24 protein-coding genes and 1 riboswitch are annotated in these 24,912 nt (G+C 42.7%); of the genes, 18 read left to right on the top strand and 6 right to left on the bottom strand.

Features of this window, described 5'->3' with window-relative positions; genetic code table 11:
- Positions 1-78 precede the first annotated feature (78 nt).
- The 3 genes from rpiA to IEY42_RS11790 form a co-directional block, all read right to left on the bottom strand.
- Positions 79-738, bottom strand: coding sequence for a ribose-5-phosphate isomerase RpiA (gene rpiA / locus IEY42_RS11800; RefSeq protein ID WP_188925418.1), 660 nt, complete (start codon positions 736-738; stop codon positions 79-81).
- A gap of 64 nt (positions 739-802) precedes the next feature.
- Positions 803-1,615: a mechanosensitive ion channel family protein gene (locus IEY42_RS11795; RefSeq protein ID WP_188925417.1), complete on the bottom strand. Its 813-nt coding sequence runs from the start codon at positions 1,613-1,615 to the stop codon at positions 803-805.
- Between the two features lie 11 nt (positions 1,616-1,626).
- A complete protein-coding gene (locus IEY42_RS11790) occupies positions 1,627-2,952 on the bottom strand; it encodes a hypothetical protein (protein ID WP_188925416.1) in 1,326 nt (441 codons plus the stop codon).
- Between the two features lie 287 nt (positions 2,953-3,239).
- Here IEY42_RS11790 and pbpG point away from each other — a divergent pair, with 287 nt between their 5' ends.
- The 10 genes from pbpG (at position 3,240) to IEY42_RS11740 (ending at position 11,648) form a co-directional block, all read left to right on the top strand.
- A complete protein-coding gene (gene pbpG / locus IEY42_RS11785) occupies positions 3,240-4,148 on the top strand; it encodes a D-alanyl-D-alanine endopeptidase (RefSeq protein ID WP_188925415.1) in 909 nt (302 codons plus the stop codon).
- A gap of 219 nt (positions 4,149-4,367) precedes the next feature.
- Complete coding sequence (locus tag IEY42_RS11780; RefSeq protein WP_188925414.1) at positions 4,368-5,012, top strand: cupin domain-containing protein; 645 nt, start codon at positions 4,368-4,370, stop codon at positions 5,010-5,012.
- A gap of 166 nt (positions 5,013-5,178) precedes the next feature.
- On the top strand, positions 5,179-5,529 hold the full coding sequence (locus IEY42_RS11775) for a HopJ type III effector protein (RefSeq protein ID WP_188925413.1): 351 nt from the start codon (positions 5,179-5,181) through the stop codon (positions 5,527-5,529).
- A 340-nt stretch (positions 5,530-5,869) separates the two neighbouring features.
- Positions 5,870-7,156 carry an acetyl-CoA hydrolase/transferase family protein gene (locus tag IEY42_RS11770; RefSeq protein WP_188925412.1) on the top strand — a complete coding sequence of 429 codons (1,287 nt, stop codon included), beginning with the start codon at positions 5,870-5,872 and terminating at the stop codon, positions 7,154-7,156.
- 502 nt (positions 7,157-7,658) lie between these two features.
- Positions 7,659-8,309 (top strand): YitT family protein, encoded by a 651-nt coding sequence (locus tag IEY42_RS11765; RefSeq protein ID WP_188925411.1) that lies wholly within the window; start codon positions 7,659-7,661, stop codon positions 8,307-8,309.
- A gap of 193 nt (positions 8,310-8,502) precedes the next feature.
- Complete coding sequence (locus tag IEY42_RS11760; RefSeq protein WP_188925410.1) at positions 8,503-9,039, top strand: type II secretion system protein; 537 nt, start codon at positions 8,503-8,505, stop codon at positions 9,037-9,039.
- A 97-nt stretch (positions 9,040-9,136) separates the two neighbouring features.
- Entirely contained in the window at positions 9,137-9,505 is a 369-nt protein-coding gene (locus tag IEY42_RS11755) for a PH domain-containing protein (protein ID WP_188925409.1), read from the top strand.
- A 202-nt stretch (positions 9,506-9,707) separates the two neighbouring features.
- On the top strand, positions 9,708-10,130 hold the full coding sequence (gene trxC / locus IEY42_RS11750) for a thioredoxin TrxC (RefSeq protein WP_188925408.1): 423 nt from the start codon (positions 9,708-9,710) through the stop codon (positions 10,128-10,130).
- Between the two features lie 298 nt (positions 10,131-10,428).
- Positions 10,429-11,184 (top strand): Clp protease/crotonase-like domain-containing protein, encoded by a 756-nt coding sequence (locus IEY42_RS11745; protein WP_188925407.1) that lies wholly within the window; start codon positions 10,429-10,431, stop codon positions 11,182-11,184.
- Between the two features lie 5 nt (positions 11,185-11,189).
- Entirely contained in the window at positions 11,190-11,648 is a 459-nt protein-coding gene (locus IEY42_RS11740; protein WP_188925406.1) for a DUF3465 domain-containing protein, read from the top strand.
- A 185-nt stretch (positions 11,649-11,833) separates the two neighbouring features.
- Here the strand turns inward: IEY42_RS11740 and metH are convergent, their stop codons facing one another.
- Complete coding sequence (gene metH / locus IEY42_RS11735) at positions 11,834-15,550, bottom strand: methionine synthase (RefSeq protein WP_188925405.1); 3,717 nt, start codon at positions 15,548-15,550, stop codon at positions 11,834-11,836.
- Positions 15,551-15,757: 207 nt separating this feature from the next.
- Here metH and IEY42_RS11730 point away from each other — a divergent pair, with 207 nt between their 5' ends.
- The 7 genes from IEY42_RS11730 to cobO all read left to right on the top strand — a co-directional run bounded on the left by IEY42_RS11730 (position 15,758) and on the right by cobO (position 21,792).
- Entirely contained in the window at positions 15,758-16,468 is a 711-nt protein-coding gene (locus tag IEY42_RS11730; RefSeq protein WP_188925404.1) for a histidine phosphatase family protein, read from the top strand.
- Positions 16,467-16,585, top strand: a riboswitch (cobalamin riboswitch). It overlaps the preceding gene by 2 nt.
- A gap of 79 nt (positions 16,586-16,664) precedes the next feature.
- The gene (locus IEY42_RS11725) at positions 16,665-17,474 is read left to right on the top strand and encodes an ABC transporter ATP-binding protein (protein WP_188925403.1); all 810 of its coding nucleotides are present in this window, start codon (positions 16,665-16,667) and stop codon (positions 17,472-17,474) included.
- Entirely contained in the window at positions 17,467-18,555 is a 1,089-nt protein-coding gene (locus tag IEY42_RS11720) for a FecCD family ABC transporter permease (RefSeq protein WP_188925402.1), read from the top strand. The genes IEY42_RS11725 and IEY42_RS11720 overlap by 8 nt, the downstream gene beginning before the upstream one ends.
- A 12-nt stretch (positions 18,556-18,567) precedes the next feature.
- A complete protein-coding gene (cobT, locus tag IEY42_RS11715) occupies positions 18,568-19,686 on the top strand; it encodes a nicotinate-nucleotide--dimethylbenzimidazole phosphoribosyltransferase (protein ID WP_188925401.1) in 1,119 nt (372 codons plus the stop codon).
- Positions 19,687-19,695: 9 nt separating this feature from the next.
- A complete protein-coding gene (locus IEY42_RS11710; protein WP_188925400.1) occupies positions 19,696-20,481 on the top strand; it encodes an adenosylcobinamide-GDP ribazoletransferase in 786 nt (261 codons plus the stop codon).
- A complete protein-coding gene (gene cobU / locus IEY42_RS11705; protein WP_188925399.1) occupies positions 20,481-21,011 on the top strand; it encodes a bifunctional adenosylcobinamide kinase/adenosylcobinamide-phosphate guanylyltransferase in 531 nt (176 codons plus the stop codon). The genes IEY42_RS11710 and cobU overlap by 1 nt, the downstream gene beginning before the upstream one ends.
- A 142-nt stretch (positions 21,012-21,153) precedes the next feature.
- The gene (gene cobO, locus IEY42_RS11700; RefSeq protein ID WP_188925398.1) at positions 21,154-21,792 is read left to right on the top strand and encodes a cob(I)yrinic acid a,c-diamide adenosyltransferase; all 639 of its coding nucleotides are present in this window, start codon (positions 21,154-21,156) and stop codon (positions 21,790-21,792) included.
- 265 nt (positions 21,793-22,057) lie between these two features.
- On the opposite strand, the gene IEY42_RS11695 is transcribed toward cobO, so the two are convergent.
- The gene (locus tag IEY42_RS11695; protein ID WP_188925444.1) at positions 22,058-22,396 is read right to left on the bottom strand and encodes a cytosolic protein; all 339 of its coding nucleotides are present in this window, start codon (positions 22,394-22,396) and stop codon (positions 22,058-22,060) included.
- A gap of 511 nt (positions 22,397-22,907) precedes the next feature.
- On the opposite strand from IEY42_RS11695, the gene IEY42_RS11690 reads away from it, so the two are divergent.
- The gene (locus tag IEY42_RS11690) at positions 22,908-23,447 is read left to right on the top strand and encodes a hypothetical protein (protein ID WP_188925397.1); all 540 of its coding nucleotides are present in this window, start codon (positions 22,908-22,910) and stop codon (positions 23,445-23,447) included.
- A 589-nt stretch (positions 23,448-24,036) separates the two neighbouring features.
- Here the strand turns inward: IEY42_RS11690 and IEY42_RS11685 are convergent.
- A complete protein-coding gene (locus IEY42_RS11685; RefSeq protein WP_188925396.1) occupies positions 24,037-24,804 on the bottom strand; it encodes a substrate-binding periplasmic protein in 768 nt (255 codons plus the stop codon).
- Between the last annotated feature and the right edge of the window lie 108 nt (positions 24,805-24,912).

Below are 24,912 nucleotides of genomic sequence, written 5' to 3'. Positions count from 1 at the left end.
AAGCCAAAATTGACCTCGCAAATTTGCGAGGTCAATTTTTAGTAATAGCTGAGGCTATGTGAAAGTCTGTCAGGATAATTACAAGGTGACGGTATTCACGCCATCTGGCGTACCCACTAGTAATACATCTGCACCGCGGTTTGCAAATAAGCCGTTAGTGACGACACCGACAATCGCATTAATTTTGTTTTCCATTACTTTAGGATCCAAAATTTGCATGTTGTAGACATCTAAAATTACGTTACCGTTGTCGGTCACAACACCTTGACGATAAACCGGATCGCCGCCTAACTTAACTAACTCGCGAGCCACATACGAGCGTGCCATTGGGATGACTTCAACAGGCAATGGAAAATCACCTAAAATCGACACTTGCTTAGTGTTGTCGACAATACAAATAAATTGTTTAGCAACGGCTGCGACGATTTTCTCACGAGTTAAAGCTGCGCCGCCGCCCTTAATCATGTCCATGCGATCATTAATTTCATCTGCGCCGTCAACATAGACATCAATTAAGTCAACACTGTTGAGGTCGAATACTTCAATGCCGAGCTCTTCGAGTTTTTTAGTTGACGCTTCAGAGCTTGATACCGCACCTTCAATATCGTCTTTTATTGTGGCTAATGCATCAATAAAGTGGTTTACCGTTGAGCCTGTACCAACGCCAACAATTGTATCTTTTTTGACATATTGTAGTGCAGCCCAGCCTGCGGCTTTTTTCATTTCATCTTGTGTCATTAACTGATCCCCAGTAGGTAAATTTTAAAAATGTTGAACTTAATTGGCGCGATTATAACGCAAATTATGTTGGAGACGTTTGTTGTTCATCATAAAAATGGGCATTTTTAAATGCACTTAACACCCTAATATTAATGTCACTAACAAACTTTTTTTCGAGCCTTACATCCATAACATAAGCTTTAACGGTAATGATTTGTTGATACTGCCCAAACGAGTAATCATTGCTTAGATTGACAATAATAGGTTTATTTAAAAAAGTGTAAGGCGAGCACTGTGTTGCCTCGCGTGCTAAGGCAATGGCTTTTTGAAGGTCGGCAGCCATAGGGATGGAAAATTTAACCACCACCATTTCATCTAATGCACCACTATTGGCATTCGATACCGCTGTTTTAAGTGCCTCAGCATTGGGTACCATGACGGTATTATCGTCAAACGTGCGCAGCCAGGTTACGCTCCATTCAAGTTTTATCACTTCGCCGTAATGGCCTGCCAGTGTCACCATGTCACCCACCCGATAAGGCGGATTAAGCATAATAATAAATCCTGCAATCATGTTTTTAGCCGGCTCTTGCGTGGCTAAACCCACCACAATACTGATAGAACCAACCACAGCTAAGATTAAATTTTCATGGGGATCAATAATGCCAACAATGGAATAAATGATCACACACAGCCACACAAATAGGCGTACAAAAGGGTAAGACCGATTCCAAATTAGGCGGTATTTAGGCAGTTTGTTGTTGAGTTGGTTTAAACAAAATTGCACCAGTACCAAAAACAGCCACGCAGTTAAGCACAGCAATAAAATACTTAAAATACGATCAAATGAAATGATGTCTAAAAAAGCTTGCAATGCCTCACGTGAGTTGTCCATGTTCGCCTCGTTTAATTAAACAGCTTGTTATTGTTGACCAAATGGCTGGCGATAATTTTTGTTAACGTAGGAGTAATAAAATAAAAATGCTGGGCAAAATCTTTCTGTGAATATTGGGCAATGATTAAGCCGTGGCGAGCTAAGTAAGCTAACTGTAAGCTGCTTTGTTCAATGGATTGGGCAAAAATATGGGCGTGTTGCTCTACTCTTAGGCCGCCATGGACGTAAATTTCAGCCAATGAGAATAAATCATTGTCCTGGCACTCTTGTATGGCGGACGAGTTAATTTTACAAATGTCGGTTTTATGCTTGTTATCTGATGTGATATCGGCTTGGTGAGTGAGTGAGTACTGCAACAATAACGCCGCTAATTTGGGATGGCCCTGGCTAATGGAATGCAGTTGCTTTAATTGTTCATCGTAAGGATTTACATCCGTTGCGCTAGTGTCATCTTGAGTTTCTGTGCTGTGATTATTAGGCTTTTCTACTGGATTTTGTTCAAGGTAGTCGGTACTGATTAAACCTAATTCGACCAATTGTTGTGTCTGAATGCTAGCAAGCTCTTGGGCATTAAAATAATCAATATTGATGATATGTTTAATAAAATGAGTGATTTGATATTGTGCACTGAGTCGCTGCCAGGCGTATTTTTCACAACCTAAAATCCAGCAGTGGTGTTTGCGGGTTTCCATAATAATGGTGGCAAAGGTAACTAAGGCTTGATTGTTTCCCATCATTCTTAACATCAACTTGTGTAGGTCATCAATAATGATGAGCTGCGGCGGTTGTTGATTAATCGCGTAGATGGTGTCGGTAATACTGCTGTCAGAAATGTTGGGTGGAGGAGCAATGTTAAAGCAATAGCACAGGTTGGTGATGGCGGCAAAGGCACTTAACGGGGCTTGGTAAAAACTCATTATCAGCCAGGTGTCTGGCAGAGCTTTGGCGTTTGTTGGGATCACATGTTCAATGTCAGTTTGGATCTGTTGCAATAGTGTAGGCATATAACCTAAAAAAGCCGATAAACCCGCCCCTGCAGGGGCTACAATGGCACTGATCTCACCATGATGATTACGCCATAAATTGATGACATCGGCCATTTGCTTAAGTTGTGGCTCTCTACCTATAAAACGATCGCTTGAGTAAAATGGTCTGGTGGGCACGGCTTCGTTGAGCTGTCCTTGGCCAATTTGTAATGGATATTGATTGGCGATGGTTTTGAGTGAAATTAACCCTTGTTGCGCATCATCAGATTCAGATTTTAATGGGCTCTTAGGGGCGAATAAATTGGTCGCCCACTGGCCCAACCGACTAAAGAAACGCAAGTTAATGTCCATTTACACTCTCTTTTATCATTCTTTTTAAACGATTATTTTCATCTTAACATGAAGACAACAAAAGCGGTATTTGACTCTTTATTGTTGCTTATTACTTTGGCATCGTATTTATAGTGAATACCGCAAGTGACCTAAATTGGACGAATATTAGGCGTGGCTAAAACTATGGGTTTGATCTATGTTAATTAATTGCGAAATACCTACCCAAAAGTAGTATTTGATCTGTTGTTGAACTAAACCTTTGTCGTATACTCAATCGTTATTAGCCCTATTTTCAAGTGAGCGTGATGAAGTTTCGTTTTCTTTTTGCCTGTGCCTTATTTTGTTCAACCACACTGACTAGTGCGGTTTCTTTTGCGGCCCCCGTTTCTCAAGACCTTCCTCAACAAGAGCTAGCGTCAAACAGTGCGATGTTAGTCGATTTGGCCACTAACGAAGTGTTATATGCCACTAACCAACATCAATCAGTTCCGATTGCCTCGGTAACCAAATTAATGGCGGCCATGGTGACATTGGATGCTAAGTTACCGCTAGACGAAAAAATCTCAATAAAAATTACCGACTCACCGGTTATGGCTAATGTGTATTCGCGAGTACGAATTGGCAGTAAAGTGACGCGTAAAACCATGTTGTTACTGACGTTAATGTCGTCAGAGAATCGCGCCGCAACCTCATTAGCACATCATTATCCCGGTGGCTTTAATATGTTTGTGAAAGCCATGAATGATAAAGCCGCTGCATTAGGGATGAAAAACACTCACTATGTAGAACCCACAGGTTTGTCGCCAGACAATGTGTCGAGTGCCAATGATCTGATTTTATTACTCAAGGCGAGTCAGTCGTATCCATTGTTAGGTGAGTTGAGCTCAACCACTAAAAAGCATGTTTACTTTTCTTCACCTCGTTATGCATTAGATTTTCAAAACACCAACAAATTAGTGTTTAAAAACAATTGGAATATTGCCTTAACTAAAACCGGCTTTACTAATAAAGCTGGTCACTGCCTAGTGATGTTAACCGAAATGAATAAACGTAAAGTGGCATTTGTGGTGCTCGATTCGTTTGGTAAATATACCCACATGGCAGATGCAAATCGCTTAAAAAAATGGCTAGAAACAGGGCGGACAACACCTATTCCTGCGTCTGCAAAAGCGTACAAACTGGAGCGTCAAGCTGCTCAAAGTAATAGTATTTAATCACCACTAGTACTTCATTAAAGCCCGGCCAACGTTGTTGACTGGGCTTTTTGTTATGTACATTTATACCTTAATAAGGCCAATGCTTAAATGTGGCTAGTAACGGTACTTCAATTTCATATTCACAATCAATTGGGCATAGGCACCAAAAAGTACCTACTTTTTTATCAATTGCGAAAGCCTTACACTGTCGCCATTAATGAGTTTTGAGGTATCAATATGTTGAACATGGATTTTAGTCAGCGAGTGGTGATAAACACTCATGATATGGAATGGCAAAATAGCCCAGCAGCAGGGGTTTTACGTAAACGTCTGGCGCGTGAAGAAGCAGAACGCGGCCATGCGACCAGTATTGTTAAATATGAGGCCGGCGCTAAGTTTAAGTCACACCCTCATCCACTAGGTGAAGAGATTTTAGTGCTCGACGGGGTGTTTTCAGACGAAACTGGAAACTATCCTGCAGGCACATATTTGCGTAACCCTGAAGGGTTTGAACACGCACCGTTTAGTGTTGAAGGTTGTACATTGTTAGTGAAACTACACCAGTTTCAACCTACTGATAACCAGCAAGTTGCAATAGACACTAACACTACTCCATGGCTACCAGGCCAAGGCCAATTACGGGTAATGCCCTTACATCAGCATGGTACCGAATCTACTGCATTAGTGATGTGGCCAGCTGGTACACATTTTCAACCGCATCGTCATTTTGGCGGTGAAGAGATTTACGTGATAAGCGGTGAATTTATTGATGAATTAGGTCGATACCCCGCAGGTACCTGGATCCGCAGTCCGCATTTAAGCCAGCATAATCCGTATGTTGAGCAGGACACAGTGATTTTAGTTAAAGTTGGCCATTTGTGAACGTAGCCGTGATTAGTTAGTTTTCATCTTTTATAGGTAGTGTGTTGCTTCTGTTGTTTGTCAGCTTAAGGCATTAACCATTTTAAATTAGGTCTTTTCACTATAGAAAACTCAGTTATTTTGTTATTGTCTTGCCAATTACTTTTGACAAATTAAGGTGATGCTAATGTCTGCAACACAGGTGAATGAATTTATAACTTCGTTAGCTGAGCGTGCAAATGAGGTGCGTTTTGAAGAGACGATGGCATTGATTGATGCGCATTATGATTTTACCCCAACAGCATTTAAAAATGGCGACCAGTTAAATGACGCTGGGCAAAACTCTGGGTCTTGTAAAGTGTTCGCGTTTGGGCAAATACAACAGTTGACTGAGCAGCAAACATTGCAGCTATTTGGTCAGCATTATCGTGATGTGGTTGCCACACCACAAGGTGATGACCATCAAAATATCCGCCAGTTTATGCAACATGGTTGGCCGGGAGTGCTGTTCTCTCAATCGGCATTAACATCAAAATAGTTTGCTAGTTTGAGTGAGCTGCGCTTAAGGTTATTGGGCTTAGGCTCATTTAATTGTAGGTTGTTAGTTTCTGTTGCAAATTGCAGTGTGTTATATTTCATAGCTGCGGTGGTTAACTCGTTTTTATTATTTTCCCTCACTTGTTTGGCTCATTGCTTACTGCAAAGCGTTGCTGCGGTGAATCATCATTTGCCGCTTTGTGGCAAACCTCTCAAATAATTCATTTGATTGATATCATTCTCAACTGTTGTGATTAGCTTTGCGACTTTGCGCTAAAAACTATTAAATCTTGATGTTCCTCCTTACACTACAAATAGCTTAATTACCTTGAGTTATATCGATGACACCCATTATTTGCCAAAGTGCGTTAGAAGCGGTTTCGTTAATTGAAAACAATGAAACCTTATGGACTCATTCTATGGGGGCTACCCCAAAGGTTTTGCTCGATGCGCTTGCACAGCATGCCTTAACAAAGCAAGGGTTAACCTTGTTACAGTTGCATACTGAGCGGGCTGAATCATTGAGCGCCGAACATTTAAAACCGCATATTCGTCATCGCTGTTATTTTGGCGGCGCTCCAACGCGTGAGCTTTTACAGCAAGGTGAAGCTGATTATGTGCCTATTTTCTTGTCTGAAGTGCCTAAGTTATTTCGTTCAGGTGAGCAAAAAATTGATACGGCTATTATTCAAGTCTCCCCGCCAGACAAACACGGTATTTGCTCATTAGGGATTTCGGTCGAGGCCACGCTTGCAGCTTGCCAGGTGGCGGGTAAAATTATTGCTCACATTAACCCTATGATGCCCCGCACTCATGGTGATGGGTTTATTCACTACAAAAAATTAGCTGCGGTTTTTGAGCAGAGTATGCCATTGCCACAACATTTTATTGATTCGAGTGATGAAACCAGCCAAGCAATTGGTCAGCATGTTGCTACCTTGGTGCGCGATGGTGATTGTTTACAAATGGGAATTGGTGCTATTCCAGATGCGGTGTTGTCGTGCTTAACACAACATAAAAACTTAGGGGTACACACTGAGCTGTTTTCAGACGGTGTGTTGGATCTCGTTGAGTTAGGGGTGATCAATAACAGCCTTAAAAAAGTGCATCCAGGTAAAACTGTGACTGGTTTTGCGCTGGGTAGCCAACGGCTTTACGATTTTGTCGATGATAATCCATCAGTGATCTTTATGGACATTGAGCAAGTGAATGACACTGCCATTATTCGTAAAAACCCCAATGTCATGTCAATTAACTCGGCGCTACAAGTTGATATATCGGGCCAGGTTTGTGCCGATTCTTTAGGAACAAAAATATACTCAGGCGTGGGCGGCCAAATGGACTTTATTCGAGGCGCTGGGCTGTCGGAAGGTGGTCGTTCTGTTATTGCTCTTCCTAGTACTGCTGCTAACGGCACCGTCTCGCGGATTGCGACTGTGCTCTCTCCGGGGTCTGGCGTTGTGACCACTCGTGCCCATGTCCATTATATTGTTACCGAGTATGGTTGTGCATATTTACGCGCTAAATCGTTAAGAGAACGTGCCCGCGCGCTAATTGATATTGCTCATCCTAAGTTTAGAGAACAACTGTGCCAAGAAGCATTTGAAATGTGGCAACTTAGGGTTTAATTCTCGCTAGTAGCTATTGCTAGTCTTGGTTTTTAAGTTGATGTACCTTGTTGTTTTTAAAGTTTTTAGTGGCGTATGATTCTGCGTTTTTATTGAGATAACTCATCAAGTTTATTGTTAGCTTTGTTTGAATTATGTCATTTACAAGGCTGGTATATTGAGTCGTTGTTGATCTATCACGACAAATAATTTTACATTCATTACGTATGTCGCAATTCACACCCTAACTATGTGTTGAGGCATAGTTTTGTACTGCTTATTACTTGATAAATAACATCTGTGTATCATTTTATTTACTGCTGAATATCGCTCGTAAAGTTTTGTGTACGATGTTGGCTTGTTATTCATCATTTGTCTTGTTTTATTCACTGTTAAATCTACAGTGTTTCTGTAAACTGCGCGCCTTTAAGATGTTGTGCCTCTGCTCAGCACTAATCTAAGTACTAACCCAAGCTTTGCGTTAATGCTATTAACGCTTTGGTTAAAGAAGGATATAAATAATATGCCATTCCCATCACACCGTTTTTACGAAGACATTATGGCTTTGTTTTGCGCAGGTGTAATGGTGTCGTTAGGCGTAACGCTTTATAACAGTAATCAACTGATCACTGGCGGTACTGCTGGCTTAGCTATCATAGGGATGCACCTAACATCGTTAAGTTTTGGGATGTTATTTTTTATCGTTAACGTGCCGTTTTATTATATTGCATGGACCAAGCTGTCAAAGCGTTTCACCATCAATACCTTTATTTCTGTATCGATTATTTCGGTAATGACAGATTACATGCCGCTCTTTATTCACATCGATAATGTCCATCCTGCATTTGCTGCAACAGTCGGTGGAATGTTGATTGGAGTCGGGATGCTGATTATGTTTAGGCATAAATCAAGCTTAGGTGGTTTGGGTATTTTGGCGCTGTATCTGCAAAATAAGTATTCAATTCGCGCCGGTAATTTTGGCTTATTAGTCGATACTATTATTTTAAGCTCATCGTTGCTGATGTTCCCAATTGAGGTGGTTATTTTATCGGTAATGGGCGCCGCTATGCTCAATGTGTTGATTGCGATTAATCATAAACCAGGTCGCTACCAAGCTTATGTTGAACCTAAAAAGCCGAAGAATACTGTAGTTTTAAACCCAGAAAAAGCGTAAATCAAACAACATATTCACCGTTATGTTTAACCACTCAGTTACTTTGGTGCAATTACAGCCATTAGTTAATGTCACATTATGTGGTTTTTATTCATGATTTCATGTGATTATGTGTGAAAATCGAATTAGAATAATTAATCTGATGATTTTATGGCTCATTAATCGTTAATGGGTATTGAGGGTGTATAGCAATATGAATAAATTGACAGCTCCACGCCAGACAGGTTTTACGCTGATTGAGTTGGTCGTAGTGATTATTATTTTAGGTATTTTGGCTGTTGTAGCTGCGCCTAAGTTTATCAATTTAAAGACTGATGCCCACATAGCCGCGATTAATGGGGCGGTTGGGTCCATTAAAACCGCAGTGACATTATTCAAAACAAAAACCTTAACTTCAGGCAGTGCGATGACTGATACGGTTGAGTTTTCTGGGGTAAAAGGCAGTAATTATCAACCTTGGGCCGCTGCAGCGAATGCCAGTGGCAGTGGTTTTAATGCTGGTTACACAACGTCATCTGAAATTTTTGAGGCTGCAGGCCTGGACATGGATGAATGGTCGTATCGAATTTATGTATCAAGCGGCAGTTATGCCGTAGTAGCCGCCCCTAAGTCGGCACTGGATGTAGCAGAACCCACTTCAACTGAAGTTATCGCAACCAGTTGTTATTTCCAATACCACTGGAAGAGTGCTGGCGAACCGGTGATCACTTCTGTGACTTCTGGGTGTTAATGGTATTAAGTGCAAGTTCTCTGGTTGCCTGCTTAGATTTGTGTGTTGAGAAGACAATAATCATTGCGGATAATGTTTTATATAAAAAGGATGTTTTATGATCGATTTTAATAATAAAGGCTTTTTTAAGCTTAAACAAAACTCTGATTTTGCAGAAAAAGTGAATGATTTACTGTTAGATGATGAACAAATTATTGATTCATATAAAACGATGCGGGATGGTGTGGTTTTTACCAATAAACGGATTATTGCGGTTAATGTTCAGGGGATTACGGGCAGCAAAAAAGACTTTACCTCTTTGCCTTACAAAAACATTGTCGCATATTCGATCGAAACGTCTGGCACGTTTGATCTTGATTCTGAATTAGAAATCTATTTTTCGGCCATCGGCAAAGTGAAATTTGAGTTCACGGGTCAGTCTTCAATGTTGGAAATATCAAAAATAATTTCGAGCTATTTATTGTAAGCTGCTTAGGTGACAGGATGTAGGTTATCTATGCAGCTCATGAGGCGATGGTGCAAATGATGCTGAATCAGGAGGCTCGTGGTTGTAAGTCATCATATGCTAACGAAAAATGCTAATGAGAAATATCAATGAATCATCGTTCTTCGCCTCAACTTAGTTTATGATTTAATCGTCTCAATAATGAAGTTGATGAGGTCATATCATGATAATCGCTTGCCCACATTGCGATACCCTAAATCGCGTCCCAGATGAACGTCTTGAGCAGCAACCAACCTGTGGTCATTGTAAAAAGCCTGTGTTTATTGGTGAACCGATAGAGTTAACCGCGGCTAATTTTGCCCATCATGCTAATAAATCTGAATTGCCATTAGTCGTCGACTTTTGGGCCAGTTGGTGCGGTCCGTGTAAAAGCTTTGCGCCTGTGTTTACCCAAGCCGCTAAAAAATGGGAACCCAAATTCCGTTTTGGCAAACTCAACACCGAAGAGCAACAAGCTCTAGCCGCGCAGTTTAATATCCGATCTATTCCAACCTTAATGGTATTTAAACAAGGTAAAGTGGTTGCCCAACAATCTGGCGCTATGCCTGCATCGTCGTTTAATCAATGGTTAGAGTCGCTGAAATAAGCACTACAGTTTGTAAGGTGGCACAGAGCTAATTGTAAAAAACGCGATAATATATCGCGTTTTTTATGAGTAATCTGAATACCACTGAGTATGAATTTACATAGCCTATGAGTCTCACAAGCATTGATGGCATTAGCCATACTGTTGGGTATTTGCCGTGAGTTAAGCGTCACAATGATATCGGCTGTTAGCCATAATATTAATAACCAAATGTGTTATTTTTTTATGTTTATAAATTTACGTAAAAGCAGTTATTCGTGATAATTTATCCCTAACTTAACATCATAATGGAATATGAATGCGTAATTTACTTGTCGTTTTGCTGCTCACCTTAACTGGGTGTGCAAGCCAGCCAGAGCCATTTAGTGTGGTGGTTGATCCACTTTCAGCAAACACAATTGTTTATAGTGGTGAAATCACCGCTGATAATGTCGCCTCTTTTGAAGAACTCCTCACTAACAGCCCAACAAAAATAGAATCTCTGATCATCAATAGTGGTGGCGGTGAAGTGTTCGCAGGCATTCGATTTGGTGAACTGGTATATCAATATAAGTTAAAGGTGATAGTAGACAAAGTCTGCGCATCATCTTGTGCTAATTATATTGCTACAGCGAGTAATGATGTCACGGTCAGAGAAGGTGGGCTATTAGGTTGGCATGGCGGAGCATTACAACCGATTTATGCCCCGGTTTTTAATAACCAAAGTATTAACAAGAGGTTGAGCAAAGATGAGAATGACTTCTTGACTAGGTGGCAACAAGCCGAGCTCGATTTTTTCAATAAGATAAAGGTGAATCAGACCGTGACGGTGATAGGCATGATGCCGGGGTTACACGATAAAAGAGACGCGCAGCTATTTAGTTATGATCAGAAAACCTTAAAGCGATTAGGCTTACACATTGCGTATGAAGGTGAACAAGCAACCCACTCAGCATCTGGTGAGTACGTAGTGCAAATTTTTAGTTTATCGCCTGAGGTTTTAGACTTATTGTTAATTCAACACAGTAAGATTTTAGAACAAGAAAAGATTGGCTTGTTATCAAAAGGGATTTGATAATCATGAAAAAAATACTGCTCATTGGTTTACTCGGCATCGCGTTATTTGGCTATTTAGACAAAAACGCTCAAACCACACAAATAGTACAAAACGTTTTCGCGGCTGATACCGTTGCCACTAACAATGACAGCAACAGCGCCTTACAAAATGCCATTGATAATCGACAAAGTAATGTTCAAGTGGCGGGTTATGGTAATGTTATAAAAGTACTTTCTGATGATCTTAAAGGCAGTCGTCATCAACGGTTTATTTTGAAAATAGCCAGTGGTACAACCTTACTTGTTGCCCATAATATCGATTTAGCCCCACGCATAAATAGCCTAAATATTGGCGATACCGTCAAGTTTTACGGTGTGTATGAGTTTAATAATAAAGGCGGCGTTATTCATTGGACTCATCACGACCCACGCGGGCAGCATATCGGTGGTTGGCTGAAGCATAATGGCAGCACTTATCAATAAGCTTTGTGATTTGTAAATAGCGATTTGTAAATGGGAGTGCTGTCGGGCGGAAAAGTTAAAGAATGCCTGCCAAAGACGAGTAAATGGAGTGACTGAAAATCATCTTGATGGAGGCGCTAAATGCATCATCAAGATGATATGCGAATCAAAGCTATTCAGAATGATCCTTTACTCAGGATCATTCTTTACTCAGGATCATAGTCCAGCACTGGCGCTAGCCACTTTTCTGCTTCTGCCAGGCTCATGCCTTTACGTTGTGCGTAATCCTCAACTTGATCTTTACCAATATTGGTCACGCCAAAATAGCGCGATTTTGGATGGGCAAAGTACCAGCCAGAAACCGCAGCTGTGGGGTACATGGCAAAGCTTTCGGTGATATTCAAATCGATGGTTTCATCGGGTTTGAGTAAATCCCATAACAAGCCTTTTTCGGTATGATCAGGGCAAGCTGGGTAACCAGGTGCAGGTCGAATACCTTTATAACGTTCACGAATTAATGCTTCGTTGTCTAGCACTTCATCGGCAGCGTATCCCCAAAACTCTTTACGAACACGCTCGTGCATGCGCTCGGCAAACGCTTCGGCTAAGCGGTCGGCTAAGCATTTGAGCATAATGGCGTTATAGTCATCGTGGTTGGCTTCAAAACGGGCTATGTGCTCGTCAATACCGTGGCCTGCAGTCACCGCAAAGCCGCCCATATAGTCAGCAACGCCGCTGTCTTTTGGCGCAACAAAGTCAGATAAACAGAAGTTGTCGTTACCCACTCGTTCAAGTTGCATACGCAAATGATGAGTGGTCATTTCAACAGTGGTGCGGCTTTCGTCGGTATACAGCTCAATGTCATCATGATTAACAGTATTAGCAGGAAATAGCCCAATCACGCCTTTGGCGGTTAACCATTTCTCTTTGATGATGGTGTCTAGCATGGCTTTACCGTCAGCAAACAGTTTGCGTGCTTCTTCGCCCACAACCTTATCGTTTAAAATTTCAGGGTAATGGCCGTGTAGCTCCCAGCTTCTAAAGAATGGTGTCCAGTCGATACGCTCCACGAGGTCTTCTAATGGATAGTCGTCGAACACCTGACGCCCAAGTACATTAGGGGTAAATGGGGTGTGGCTTTCCCAGTCGTGTTTACAGCGATTCTCACGAGCCGCTTCAATCGATACGATGGTTTTACGCTTGGTTTGCGACAGGCGCTTTTCACGCATAACGTCGTACTCAGCGTAGGTTTCGTCAATGGTAGCTTGGCGAGTTTCATTATTAATCAGTTTTGACACCATAGGCACAGCGCGCGAAGCATCGGCAATGTAAATGGCACCGTGTGGATAATGTGGGGCAATTTTCACGGCGGTATGAATTTTAGAGCAAGTTGCACCGCCAATAATGGCTGGAATGGTTAAGCCTTCACGGTGGAAGGTTTTCACGTTGTGGACCATTTCATCCAAGCTTGGCGTGATCAGCCCTGACATACCAATAATATCGATATCATGCTCTTTAACTGCGTCGAGAATTTTCTCAACCGATACCATCACGCCTAAATCGAATACTTCAAAGCCATTACAGGCCAACACAACACCAACAATGTTTTTACCAATGTCGTGCACGTCACCTTTTACGGTCACCATTAAGATTTTGCCGTTAGATTGGCCTTCGACTTTTTCAAGTTCGATGTACGGGTTTAAATAGGCCACGGCTTTTTTCATCACCCGGGCTGATTTTACCACTTGCGGTAAGAACATTTTGCCAGCGCCAAATAAGTCGCCAACCACATTCATGCCATCCATTAATGGCCCTTCAATCACATCAAGTGGACGAGTCGCTTCAAGGCGCGCAGCTTCGGTATCCTCATCGATAAACTCGGTTATCCCTTTAACCAAGGCATGCGATAGACGTTGGTTTACCGGCCAGCTGCGCCAGGCTAAATCTTCTTTTTTAGCTACTTGTGAGCCGTCACCGCGATATTGCTCTGCAATGTCGAGTAGCTGCTCAGTATTGCTTGAGTCGGCCACTGGGCAAGGTAAATTAAGGACTACATTTTCGACTTTGTCTTTTAGGTCTTTATCAATGTCATCGTAAATCGCTAACTGACCCGCGTTAACAATCCCCATGTCCATACCCGCTTGAATCGCATGGTATAAAAACACCGCATGAATTGCTTCACGTACTGGATTGTTGCCACGAAATGAGAACGACACGTTAGACACACCACCTGAAATCATGGCGTGTGGCAGTGTCGATTTAATGTCTTTAATTGATTCGATAAAGTCGACAGCATAATTGTCGTGCTCATCAATACCGGTCGCGATAGCAAAAATGTTCGGGTCGAAAATAATATCTTCTGGGGCAAAGCCGACCACATCAACCAAAATACGATAAGCGCGGGTACAAATGTCGGTTTTACGGGCGCGAGTATCGGCCTGGCCTTGCTCGTCAAACGCCATCACAATCGCCGCAGCGCCATAACGTTTCACTAATGTGGCTTGTTTAATAAAGGCTTCTTCGCCTTCTTTCATCGAAATTGAGTTAACAATTGACTTGCCTTGCACGCATTTAAGGCCAGCTTCAATTACGTCCCATTTTGATGAGTCGATCATGATAGGCACGCGGGATATGTCTGGCTCGGAGGCAATTAGATTTAAAAACTTGGTCATCGACGCCGCGCCGTCGAGCATGCCTTCGTCCATGTTGACGTCGATAATCTGTGCGCCGTTTTCAACTTGCTCACGCACCACATCGAGCGCTTCTTCAAATTTTTCTTCTTTGATTAAGCGTAAAAACTTAGCCGAGCCAGTGACGTTGGCACGTTCACCAACGTTAACAAATAATGAGTCTTTATCGATGGTTAATGGCTCTAGTCCTGATAAACGACAGGCGACGGGAATGTCGGGGAGTTGTCTTGGTTCATGTCTGAGCACGGCTTCACGGATCGCGCTAATGTGAGTAGGCGTACTACCACAACAGCCGCCGACAATATTAAGCATGCCTGCTTCAGCCCATTGAGTAATGACTTCGGCCATTTCTTCTGGGGTTTCATCATAACCACCAAACTCGTTAGGTAAGCCCGCATTAGGGTGGGCAGACACATAACATTCGGCAATGCGTGATAACTCTTCGACGTAAGGGCGCAGCTCTTTTGGGCCAAGGGCACAGTTAAGGCCAATCGATAACGGCTTAATATGACGCAGCGAATTATAAAATGCCTCGGTAGTTTGGCCGGTAAGGGTACGACCGGATGCGTCGGTAATGGTGCCCGAGATCATTACCGGTAAACGCTCGCCGATTTCATCGAACACTTTTTCAATGGCAAACAAGGCTGCTTTGGCATTTAAGGTATCAAAAATGGTTTCGACCAAAATAATGTCAGCGCCACCTTCAACTAAGGCGCTGGTGGATTCAATGTAGGCTTCAACTAATTGATCAAAACTGACATTACGGAAGCCTGGGTCGTTAACATCTGGGCTAATAGAGCAAGTGCGGTTAGTTGGGCCAAGCACCCCAGCAACATAACGTGGGCTACCTGTTTGTGCGGCCACCTCATCAGCAGCTTGGCGTGCTACGCGGGCACCTTCAAGGTTAATTTCGGCCGACAAGGCTTGCATGTCGTAATCGGCCATGGCAATAGTGGTGGCGTTAAAGGTATTGGTTTCAATAATGTCTGCACCGTCTAGTAGGTATTTGACATGAATCGCCTTAATTAATTCAGGTTGGCTCAGTACCAATAAGTCATTGTTACCTTTTACATCGCAGTGCCAATCTTTAAAGCGTTCACCGCGATAATCTTCTTCTTCCAACTTATGATCTTGGATCATGGTGCCCATTGCACCGTCTAAAATCACAATACGCTCAGCTAACAATGCGTTAAGTTGTTCAAGTGTTTGACTGTGAGAAGTCGATTTCGCCATAACTGTTACCTTTTTATCGCTATGTTACTTGATACCTTATTAGAGATAAGCATACCCTTAAATTGATAAAAAGGGCGATATACTCATTGTACAAGGCAAAGAGTCTATTCTGAATGATGACCTAAAAACTTCATTTAGACATATAAACGTATAGACGGCTATAATACGCGAGTTTTTATTCAAAGGGCAAGGCTGAGGTGGCATTAAATGAAACAAGCCAGAATTGTATTTTTGCGTCACGGTGAGTGCGAGGGCGGTGAAATCGCCCGTGGCCAAATAGATGTGGCACTAACAGAGCTGGGCCGAGAAAAAATGCACCAGGCTTTTAGTTGTGTGCCACAGCCTATTGAGCAAATTTTTAGCTCGCCATTAGTGCGTTGCCAAAACTTTGCGGCCAACATTGCTCAACAATTAAACTTACCTCTTACTGTACTGCCTGCATTGCAAGAAGTTAACTTTGGCGTATGGGACGGCCAAACCTATGATGCGATTTATCAGGCCAGCCCAAGCCAATTTGATGCGTACTGGCAAGACCCATGGCAAGTCGCCAATACACCCGAAAATGGCGAGAGTTTGGTAGATTTTTATCAACGGGTGCAACAAGGCTTTATGGCGGTGATCGACAGTATGTGGCACTCGCTAAATGCAGCAGATGAACCTGAAGTAAATAACCTGCAAGCTCTGGTGGTGACGCACGGCGGGGTAATGCGCTGCATTATGGCTTATGTGCTTAAAAGCAGCCAAAACAACGGATTATTCTCTAACCTTGCCATCCCCTATGCTGCTATTATGTCTGTTGATGTGTACTGGATTGAACCAAGCGATGACGTTACGCCTTTAGCTGATAATCAAACGCAGCAACCTGAAGTGACCTTTAGATTAAATTGGCCGCAAATGTTGCCAACTGATACACGTTAATCATTATGTAATTCAAGGTATTGGGAATTGGGATAAGCCCAAACTGTACCCGCAACTGTAGATGTTCAATAACCTATTGAATATAAGTCAGATACCAGCTTTGAATTACTTCAATATCCATACCTAAGCGGGCAACTTAGGGGAGTTATTATGTTTATTTTTATTAAAGTGATTTGGTCATGGCGAGGTACAAGCCATGTCTGAGTCGGTATTAGATGTCGAACACCTTTTTTGGCAAGTTGACGGTAAAACCATTCTTGCAGATATTCATTTCAGCTTACCTAAAGGGCAAATGTTAGGGCTTATTGGCCCTAATGGTGCCGGTAAGTCGAGCCTATTGCGCTGTTTGTATCGTTATATTGAACCTAGCAGCGGCAAAATTACGCTTTTTTCTAAACACATTAGCGAATACTCGCCTAAGGCATTAGCGCGCACCGTTGCCGTGGTACAACAAGATACACCGCATTATTTTGACCTCACCACAGAGCAATTAGTCACCATGGGGTTAACACCACATAAAGGCTTATTTGACGCGACAACTCAACATGACCGCCAGTTAGTTGATAGCGCATTAACTAAAGTGGGCCTTACTCAACATGCCCAGCAACCCTACGAGCATTTGTCTGGTGGCGAAAAACAACGTGCGCTTATTGCCCGTGCAATTGTGCAGCAACCGCAAATCCTTATTTTAGACGAGCCAACCAACCACTTGGATATTCGATACCAAATTCAAATTTTAGAATTGGTGGCTTCGCTTGGAATAAGCGTCATCGCCTCAATCCACGACTTAAATTTAGCCAGTGCCATGTGTGATAAATTACTGTTACTTGATCAGGGCAAGCTTATCGCTAAAGGCAATCCAACCGCAGTGCTGACCGAACGGCAGATTAGTGATGTATTTGGCGTGTGCTGCGAGGTTAACCAACATCCTCAGCATGGTAAGCCGTTAATCAGTTATTTTTATGGTTACCAGACCAATAATAGAGTGAGTCAATACAATGATTAATGCTGCGCATACCCGCTATTACAGTGTGTTAGCTTTGATTGTGCTAGCAACCATAGTGACCCCTTTTTTTGCAGCCAGCTTTGGTGCCGCCAATATTATGCTGTCTGACGTATTAGGCGTTATGACATCGCTATTGAGTGGTAATAGTGATGCAGGCCAGAGCGCAAGTTTAAGCCAGCGGATTATATTAGAGCTGCGTTTACCGCGTATTTTGCTGGCGTTTGTGGCGGGAGCAGGGTTGTCTATTGCGGGGAGTGTATTGCAAACCGTGACCCGAAATCCGCTTGCCGACCCGTATTTATTTGGCATTAGCTCTGGGGCATCGTTTGGTGCAGTTGTGGTGATTTCGCTATTTAGCCAAACGGGGATTTTTGCTCAGCTGTTTGATGGCGCGCTGGTGGTATCGTCACTCGGTCACCAGCCTTGGTGGTCCTGGTCGATGCTCAGTTTACCTGTTGGGGCCTTTATTGGTGCCAGTTTATCGGTAATGTTTGTGGTTGCTTTGTCGGGTATTGGCCGCACGAGTCAGGTTGAGCGTATGTTGTTATCTGGGGTGGCAACCTCATTTCTGTTTGGCGCCTTAACCAGTTTATTACTGTATTTTTCAAGTCCGCAAGCGACTGCATCTGTGTTGTTTTGGAGCTTAGGCAGTTTTGCTAAAGCCAGTTGGTCGCAGCTGTGGCTTCCTACGGTAACGGTTGGCGCGAGCCTATTGATTATGTTGGCCTTTAAACGGCAAATAATGGCGCTGCAAGCCGGTGATGAGAGCGCGCATACTCTCGGGGTCAATGTGGCAAAATTGCGATTAAGCATGCTACTGCTGTGTTCACTGATTACCGCAATGCTGGTGGCCAGTTGTGGCGGTATCGGCTTTGTGGGTTTGATGATCCCGCATACTGTAAGGCTATTGTTTTCTGGGCGTCAGCCGATGATATTAACTGCGGTATTGGGCGGTTTATTTATGGTATGGATTGATGTGATTGCGCGCTGCTTATTGGGCAATCAAGAATTACCAGTCGGTATTATTACTGCTGCACTTGGCAGTGTGTTCTTTTTGTTTATTTTACGTCACCGTCGATAAAAGGATTGAGAATTGAATCAGCAATCTATTGCCCAGTCGTTATTTACTGTTACCGCAACAAACCGCCAATATGATGAGGCCATTGAGCACAAAATTAACCAAAAAACCAAACCGCTAGGGGCATTAGGCCAGCTTGAATCTCTAGCGTTACAAATAGCCAGAGTGCAATATAGCCGCGAAAGTGAATGGGTTAATGCTCAATCTGAACGCACTGAATCGACCGTGACTGAGTTACCGCTGTATATCAATAAGCCTACCATGCTGGTATTTGCTGCTGACCATGGTATTGCAGCGCATGGGGTGTCGATAGCCCCAAGCGAAGTAACCACCCAAATGGTGCATAATTTTATTCATGGTGGCGCGGCAATTAATGTGTTTTGTCGTCAGGTGGGTTTTACATTAGAAGTCATCGATTGCGGTATTTTACAACCATTAGCCAGTGACTGTGGTGTGGTTAATCAGCGCTTAGGTGCGGGAACTCAAGCCATGCATTTGCAACCGGCTATGTTGTTAGCTCAAGTCCGTCAGGGTTTTGAGTTTGCAAAGCAGTTGGTCAAAAGGCATGTCGATAATGGTTGTAGCATGATTGCCTTAGGTGAAATGGGCATAGGCAATACCAGTGCTGCAGCGGCGGTAATGGCGGCAGTGCTTAATCTTGATGTTGAACTATGTGTAGGGCGCGGAACGGGCATTGACGATGCAACCTTAAACAAAAAAGTCACATTAATTAATCAAGCAATTGATTTACATCGTAATGAGCTGACGTCAATTGAGTCGATATTAGCCCACTTGGGCGGTTTTGAAATTGTACAAATGACCGGCGCTATTTTGGCGGCGGCAGAACAAAAAATATTAGTCGTAATAGATGGTTTTATCGCTACTGCAGCAGCATTAGTTGCGCTAAAATTAGCGCCACAATCAAATGATTATTTAGTGTTTGCTCACCAGTCGCACGAGCAAGGGCATCAATTAATGCTGCAAACGTTGCAGGCTACACCTTTGTTGTCGTTAGGATTAAGGTTAGGAGAGGGAACTGGCGCAGCATTGGCCTTACCCCTCATTCAAGGGGCAGTAAATTTTTACAATCAAATGGCCAGTTTCGATGATGCTGGCGTTAATAATGTGGTTTAAAGGAACAAGATGTCTGGCGATATAAAATGGTTGCGGCAGTTAAATTTATTTTTTGTGGCGATGAGTTTTTTTACTCGGCTCCCAATACCGTCGTGGGTAGTCATTGATAACGATAAACTCAACAAAGCCAGTCGTTATTTTGGTTTAGTCGGCTTAGTTATCGGCTTAATTTGTGCGTTGGTGTTTTGGTTAGCACAATTAATTTTGCCTACTAGCATTGCCATATTATTGTCGATGGTTGCGAGTGTATTCGTCACGGGTGGATTTCATGAAGACGGCTTAGCGGACACCGCTGACGGCTTTGGCGGTGGTTGGACAATAGCTGATAAGTTACGAATTATGAAAGATTCTTGCTTAGGCAGTTATGGTGCTTTAGCGCTCGGACTCGTGTTATTGCTTAAATGGCAATTACTGGTTGAACTTGCTCTATACAGCCCCATGGCGGCGGTGAGCGCACTTATTGCGGGTCACACCTTGAGCCGAGTGTTGGCATCGAGTTTCATTTTTAGTGAGCAATATGTTCGCGATGATGACACGAGCAAATCAAAACCGATTGCTGAATACCAGCAATTAAACGACTTGTTTATTTTAATCGCCAGCGGCATTTTTGTGTTGTTGTGGCTAAATGGTGTTGCGGCATTTGCACTGTTTATTTCGTTGTGGCTGGTGCGAATTTTGTTGGGTGGCTTTTTCCGCAAACAAATTGGCGGATACACCGGCGACACCTTGGGCGCCGCGCAACAAATTAGCGAAGTCTGCTGTTACCTGGTGATATTAGCCGTTGGATTAAGCTAATGATCCACTTAGTGTTAGGCGGCGCGCGCAGTGGTAAAAGCCGATTTGCAGAGCAGCGTGTTGCCGAATACGCCGCCATCGGTTATTCGTGCGTTTATGTTGCAACCGCAACGGCGCTAGATCATGAAATGACTCAACGTATTGCCAAGCACCAGCAAGACAGAGTGTCCAGCGTCCATGACTGGACATTGCACGAACAAGCTTTTGATGTTGCCCAAACCTTAGTGGCAATTGATAAGCCACAACAAGTCATTTTAATTGACTGTTTAACGCTGCTATTAACTAATCATTTACTCGATCCAAACCCTGTTCGTTGGCCTAAACAAAAGGCGGCATTGCTTGAATGCCTAACCCAATTACACAGTGATGTGGTGTTAGTGAGTAACGAAGTCGGCTCTGGAATAGTGCCAATGGGCGAGCTCAATCGTCAATTTGTCGATGAGGCGGGTTGGTTAAATCAAGCTATCGCATCAATAGCAGATCAAGTGACGCTGGTGGTTGCTGGGCTGCCATTGGCGTTAAAGCAATAGCATTAAAGCAATAAGACTTCATCGTACATTGATTCGATGTACAACAAATACCGATTAATCAGATCCATTTGCAGCCAATCGCTCGTATTGTTGGCGTAATATAAGCGCATTTGGATATGAGCACATTGACAGGAATACAGCTATGACAACGGATAACCAACAAACTGAACAAACCAACGCGATTGATGTCACTAAAGCAGAGCGTCACAAAGCGCGCCAGCAAAAAGTAAAGCAAGGCGTAGACGCTCAAATTGCTGCCGCGCAAGATGAAAAGGGGATTTTGTTGGTGCTCACCGGTAACGGTAAAGGTAAATCAACCTCGGGTTTTGGCTCGGTTGCTCGCGCTGTGGGTCATGGTCATAAAGCGGCTGTAGTGCAGTTTATTAAAGGCACTTGGGCTTGTGGTGAGCGTAATTTATTAGAAGGCGCAGGCGTTGAGTTTCATGTCATGGGAACCGGTTTTACCTGGGAAACTCAAGATAAAGAAACAGACACCCAAGCGGCAATGGAAGCCTGGGTTGAAGCCGAAAAATTGTTAAAAGATGAGTCGGTGAATTTGGTGCTGCTTGATGAGTTAACCTATATGGTGAGTTATCACTACATCGAGCTTGAGCGAGTATTAACTGCACTTAAAAACCGTCCACCAATGCAACATGTGATTATTACCGGGCGCGCTTGTCATCGCGACATTATTGAGTTAGCCGATACAGTGAGCGAGATTCAACCGATAAAGCACGCGTTTAATGACGGCATTAAAGCGCAACTTGGATTTGATTATTGATTTATTAATGTTGTTTGATGTGATGTAGACCATCGAATAGGCAGTCAAGCCTCTTCTCATTTGTTGGGCAGAGGCTTTTTTATGATTTAAGTTTGTTGGGAGCTATCAAGTTGAAGTAAGGGTAGCGCCTTTTATTGCTGAACAAAGCAACGAAATTATCGATGGTTTCATTTGCTGAAAATTCGACATATTGATTAGGCATCTAACTCATTTGCCCCATTTTTAGCTAGGGGCAATTCGCCGATTTCAACTTATTGGATAATTTTCAGTCCATTCGAGTAATAAAGGTTTGCTCGCCATCAACAAAAGCCACAAAGCCACCGTAATAGATAAACACCCGACCACGCCCCTCAACTAAGCAGGCAAGCTGTGGGTTCAAATCTTCTTCGATACCCTGTCTCTGTAACGTACCTGTATCGGTGATTACGCCGCTGTGTGTAGGCAAATACCCATAAGTGCGCTTGGCTTGATCAATCAAGCTCAATTCGCTGGCAGTAGAGAAGCAAGCGGGTATCGTACCGGCTTCTTCGATAAACATCGTTTTCAGTTCTTCAAAAGCTGTGATCACTAGCCAGTCGATGCCGTTAACATGATGGATAAACATTGAGTTTCTCGGTAATTCTGTTGCGGAGATTTTAACATTATCAGAGGCAGAACCTAGTAGAGATTTAGTCATTCTGTGCAATTTACGGTCATTCACTAGGCCATCTTTAAACATGTCTTTGTCCAAAAAAGCGTTAAATTTAGTCGAATTTAGTCGGGGGAGGGTAAACTTTAATAAAAAGGTAACTTCTAATCCACTTTTGTCCATAAACGGTTTAGGGGGGTGACTCATTTCCCCAAAGTTTGTTTCCCTCCTAATTATGCAAAATCAAATATTGAGTAATAGTACCCAAAAATAAAGCCAATGATGTTTAAGCTTTCAAGCAGAATTCCCATGCACATGTAGTCGGCTGGTATATTTGGGGTATTTGAAGTAAGTTATTGTAAGTATATTGAATAATAATTCGTATTTAGTCTTCTTTTACGTGGCAAATTCATATGCGTGTTAATCCCAATAAGTGCGCATGCGCACTGTACAAATGCTATACGATTTTCAGGTTGAGGTGTTTTCAATGAAAAAGGTAATCTCAGTTACAGTCTTAGGTTTGTCATTATTGGGGTGTAATCATAATTATGAAGGGGAGTATTTAGCGACAGCAGGAGTTGACTGTACCCTAAATTCTAATATAAATAATAACGATGTTTTTCTTGAAATTAGTCTTCAGAGTGAAGGTTATACTGCTATCGCACCAAGGGTATTAAATTTGGGGCTGGGATCTACAAGTGATGGAACGGCATCGCCATCTGAAGATGATATATTAAATTTTAACTTTTCTAAACGTGGACCGAGAGTAAGGGGAGCACCTACAAATCCAAGCCCCTTTAAGTCGGTCTCAATGTCAATAAAGGTCCATCCAACCAAGCATAATCATATATTAATTCATGAGTCGTATGCTTCACTCATTGACGATAATAATGGCTATATAAATTTGTTAAAAGCCGACCAAAAGCAGCCTAACTATATCCCTCTTTGTTTAATCAAAAAAAATACAATAAACTATCTATGGTTAAGCGCTAAAACGTTTTTGTCCAAAAATGCGTTAGATCTTTAGATTACTCACTAGGTTGAATCGAAGATAACTGAACGATGGATGTAATCGCGGCTATGACCTTCGAAAACATGGATGTTTTCGTAGAGCGCCCAGGGATGGGTTTACCGCGTGTCATAGAAGTGATTTCATTTGAGTATAGCCACTACAGTCAGTGAAACTTTAATTTATTACCGTACATTTCCTAATTTCACCGCTCATTTTTAGACCGTTTGCCACTAACAAACTTTTGAATCCATTCACATCAGAGTCCCATCTGAAGCGTTAGCATTTTCATTCTTTACCATAAAGAGGTGGCCGAAGAGGGATAAATACGCGGTCAAAATCTCGCTAATTTTCCGTCGCAATTTTTTCGCAGCTGTTGTTTGGTTAAAAAGCGAAAATGTTGCCGGAACGCTGAGGGTTTGCAAAGGTTGATTGCTAAACAAGAATGCGCTTTACCCCTTTGCTCTGGTGTGGGCGAAGCGCCACGACGTTAGTGGGCGCAGGCCATGAAAGTACAAAGCAAAACAAACGCCTGGATTTCGGCTTAAAGCATTTCCGGGACGACGAGAAGGGGTTACACGGTTTATTCCCAAATGAGTCTATTGGGTTATTCAGTAACGAGGGGAATAACTCGAGGGGCGAACCAACGCTCGGTGATTTTTGCTAATTCGCCATTTTGTTTAAGCGTGTGAAGCGCCTGGCGCATATCTTCGGCCAGCTTTTCGTCGGTGTCTTTGTGGGTTGAAATACCAATGGGCATGTTCACAACAGGTAATACTGCGGTAAAGTCGTTCAGTGTATAACCCATTTTTTTGATGTCTTCGGCAAAACCAATCTCATTGTTATAAATTAAATCAACGCGATCAAACTGCAGCATTTTTAGTGCTGCGGTTTGGCTTCTTACGAAATAAATATTGGGGTGTGTACCATCGAGTTTTAGGCGATTTAATGCTGCATCGCTTCGTAATAATGCCAAAGTATAACGATCAATATCGTTGATTTTTTCGAGCACAATATCTGGACGATTACTTTTACGGTAAATCATGTCTTGTACAGTATAAAACTCACCAACCCACCTAAAGTGTGCTAAGCGCTTGTCGGTGTTAGCAATGGAGAAAATGAATGTGTTTGGGGTTTGCTGGGCATTATAGTAAGCCCGGCTCCAGGGCATTAATTGAATATCGATATCAAAATCAAGATGGGGCTGCGCAGCGTGGAGTATATCGATAGCAAAGCCAACAAATTCACCGTGGTGATTTTGTGATTGAAACGGTGGATAGTGCTCTGTGAAAAAAACAACCTTGTCTCTCGCGTAAACCGATTGCGAAATAAATATATTGGCGATAATGATAAAGGCGACGATATATCTGATCATAAATACCTTACTACAAACAATCAGCTAGGTATCTGAATGAATTAACACACCACTAGCTAATCGTAATGAGTACTGACTATCTGATCATTTTAGATGGTGTGGCTGAAA

The organism is Shewanella algicola, assembly GCF_014648035.1.
GTDB lineage: Bacteria > Pseudomonadota > Gammaproteobacteria > Enterobacterales > Shewanellaceae > Shewanella > Shewanella algicola.
The sequence above is the reverse complement of the archived record's forward strand: the minus strand, read 5'-3'. Positions and strand labels throughout refer to the sequence as shown.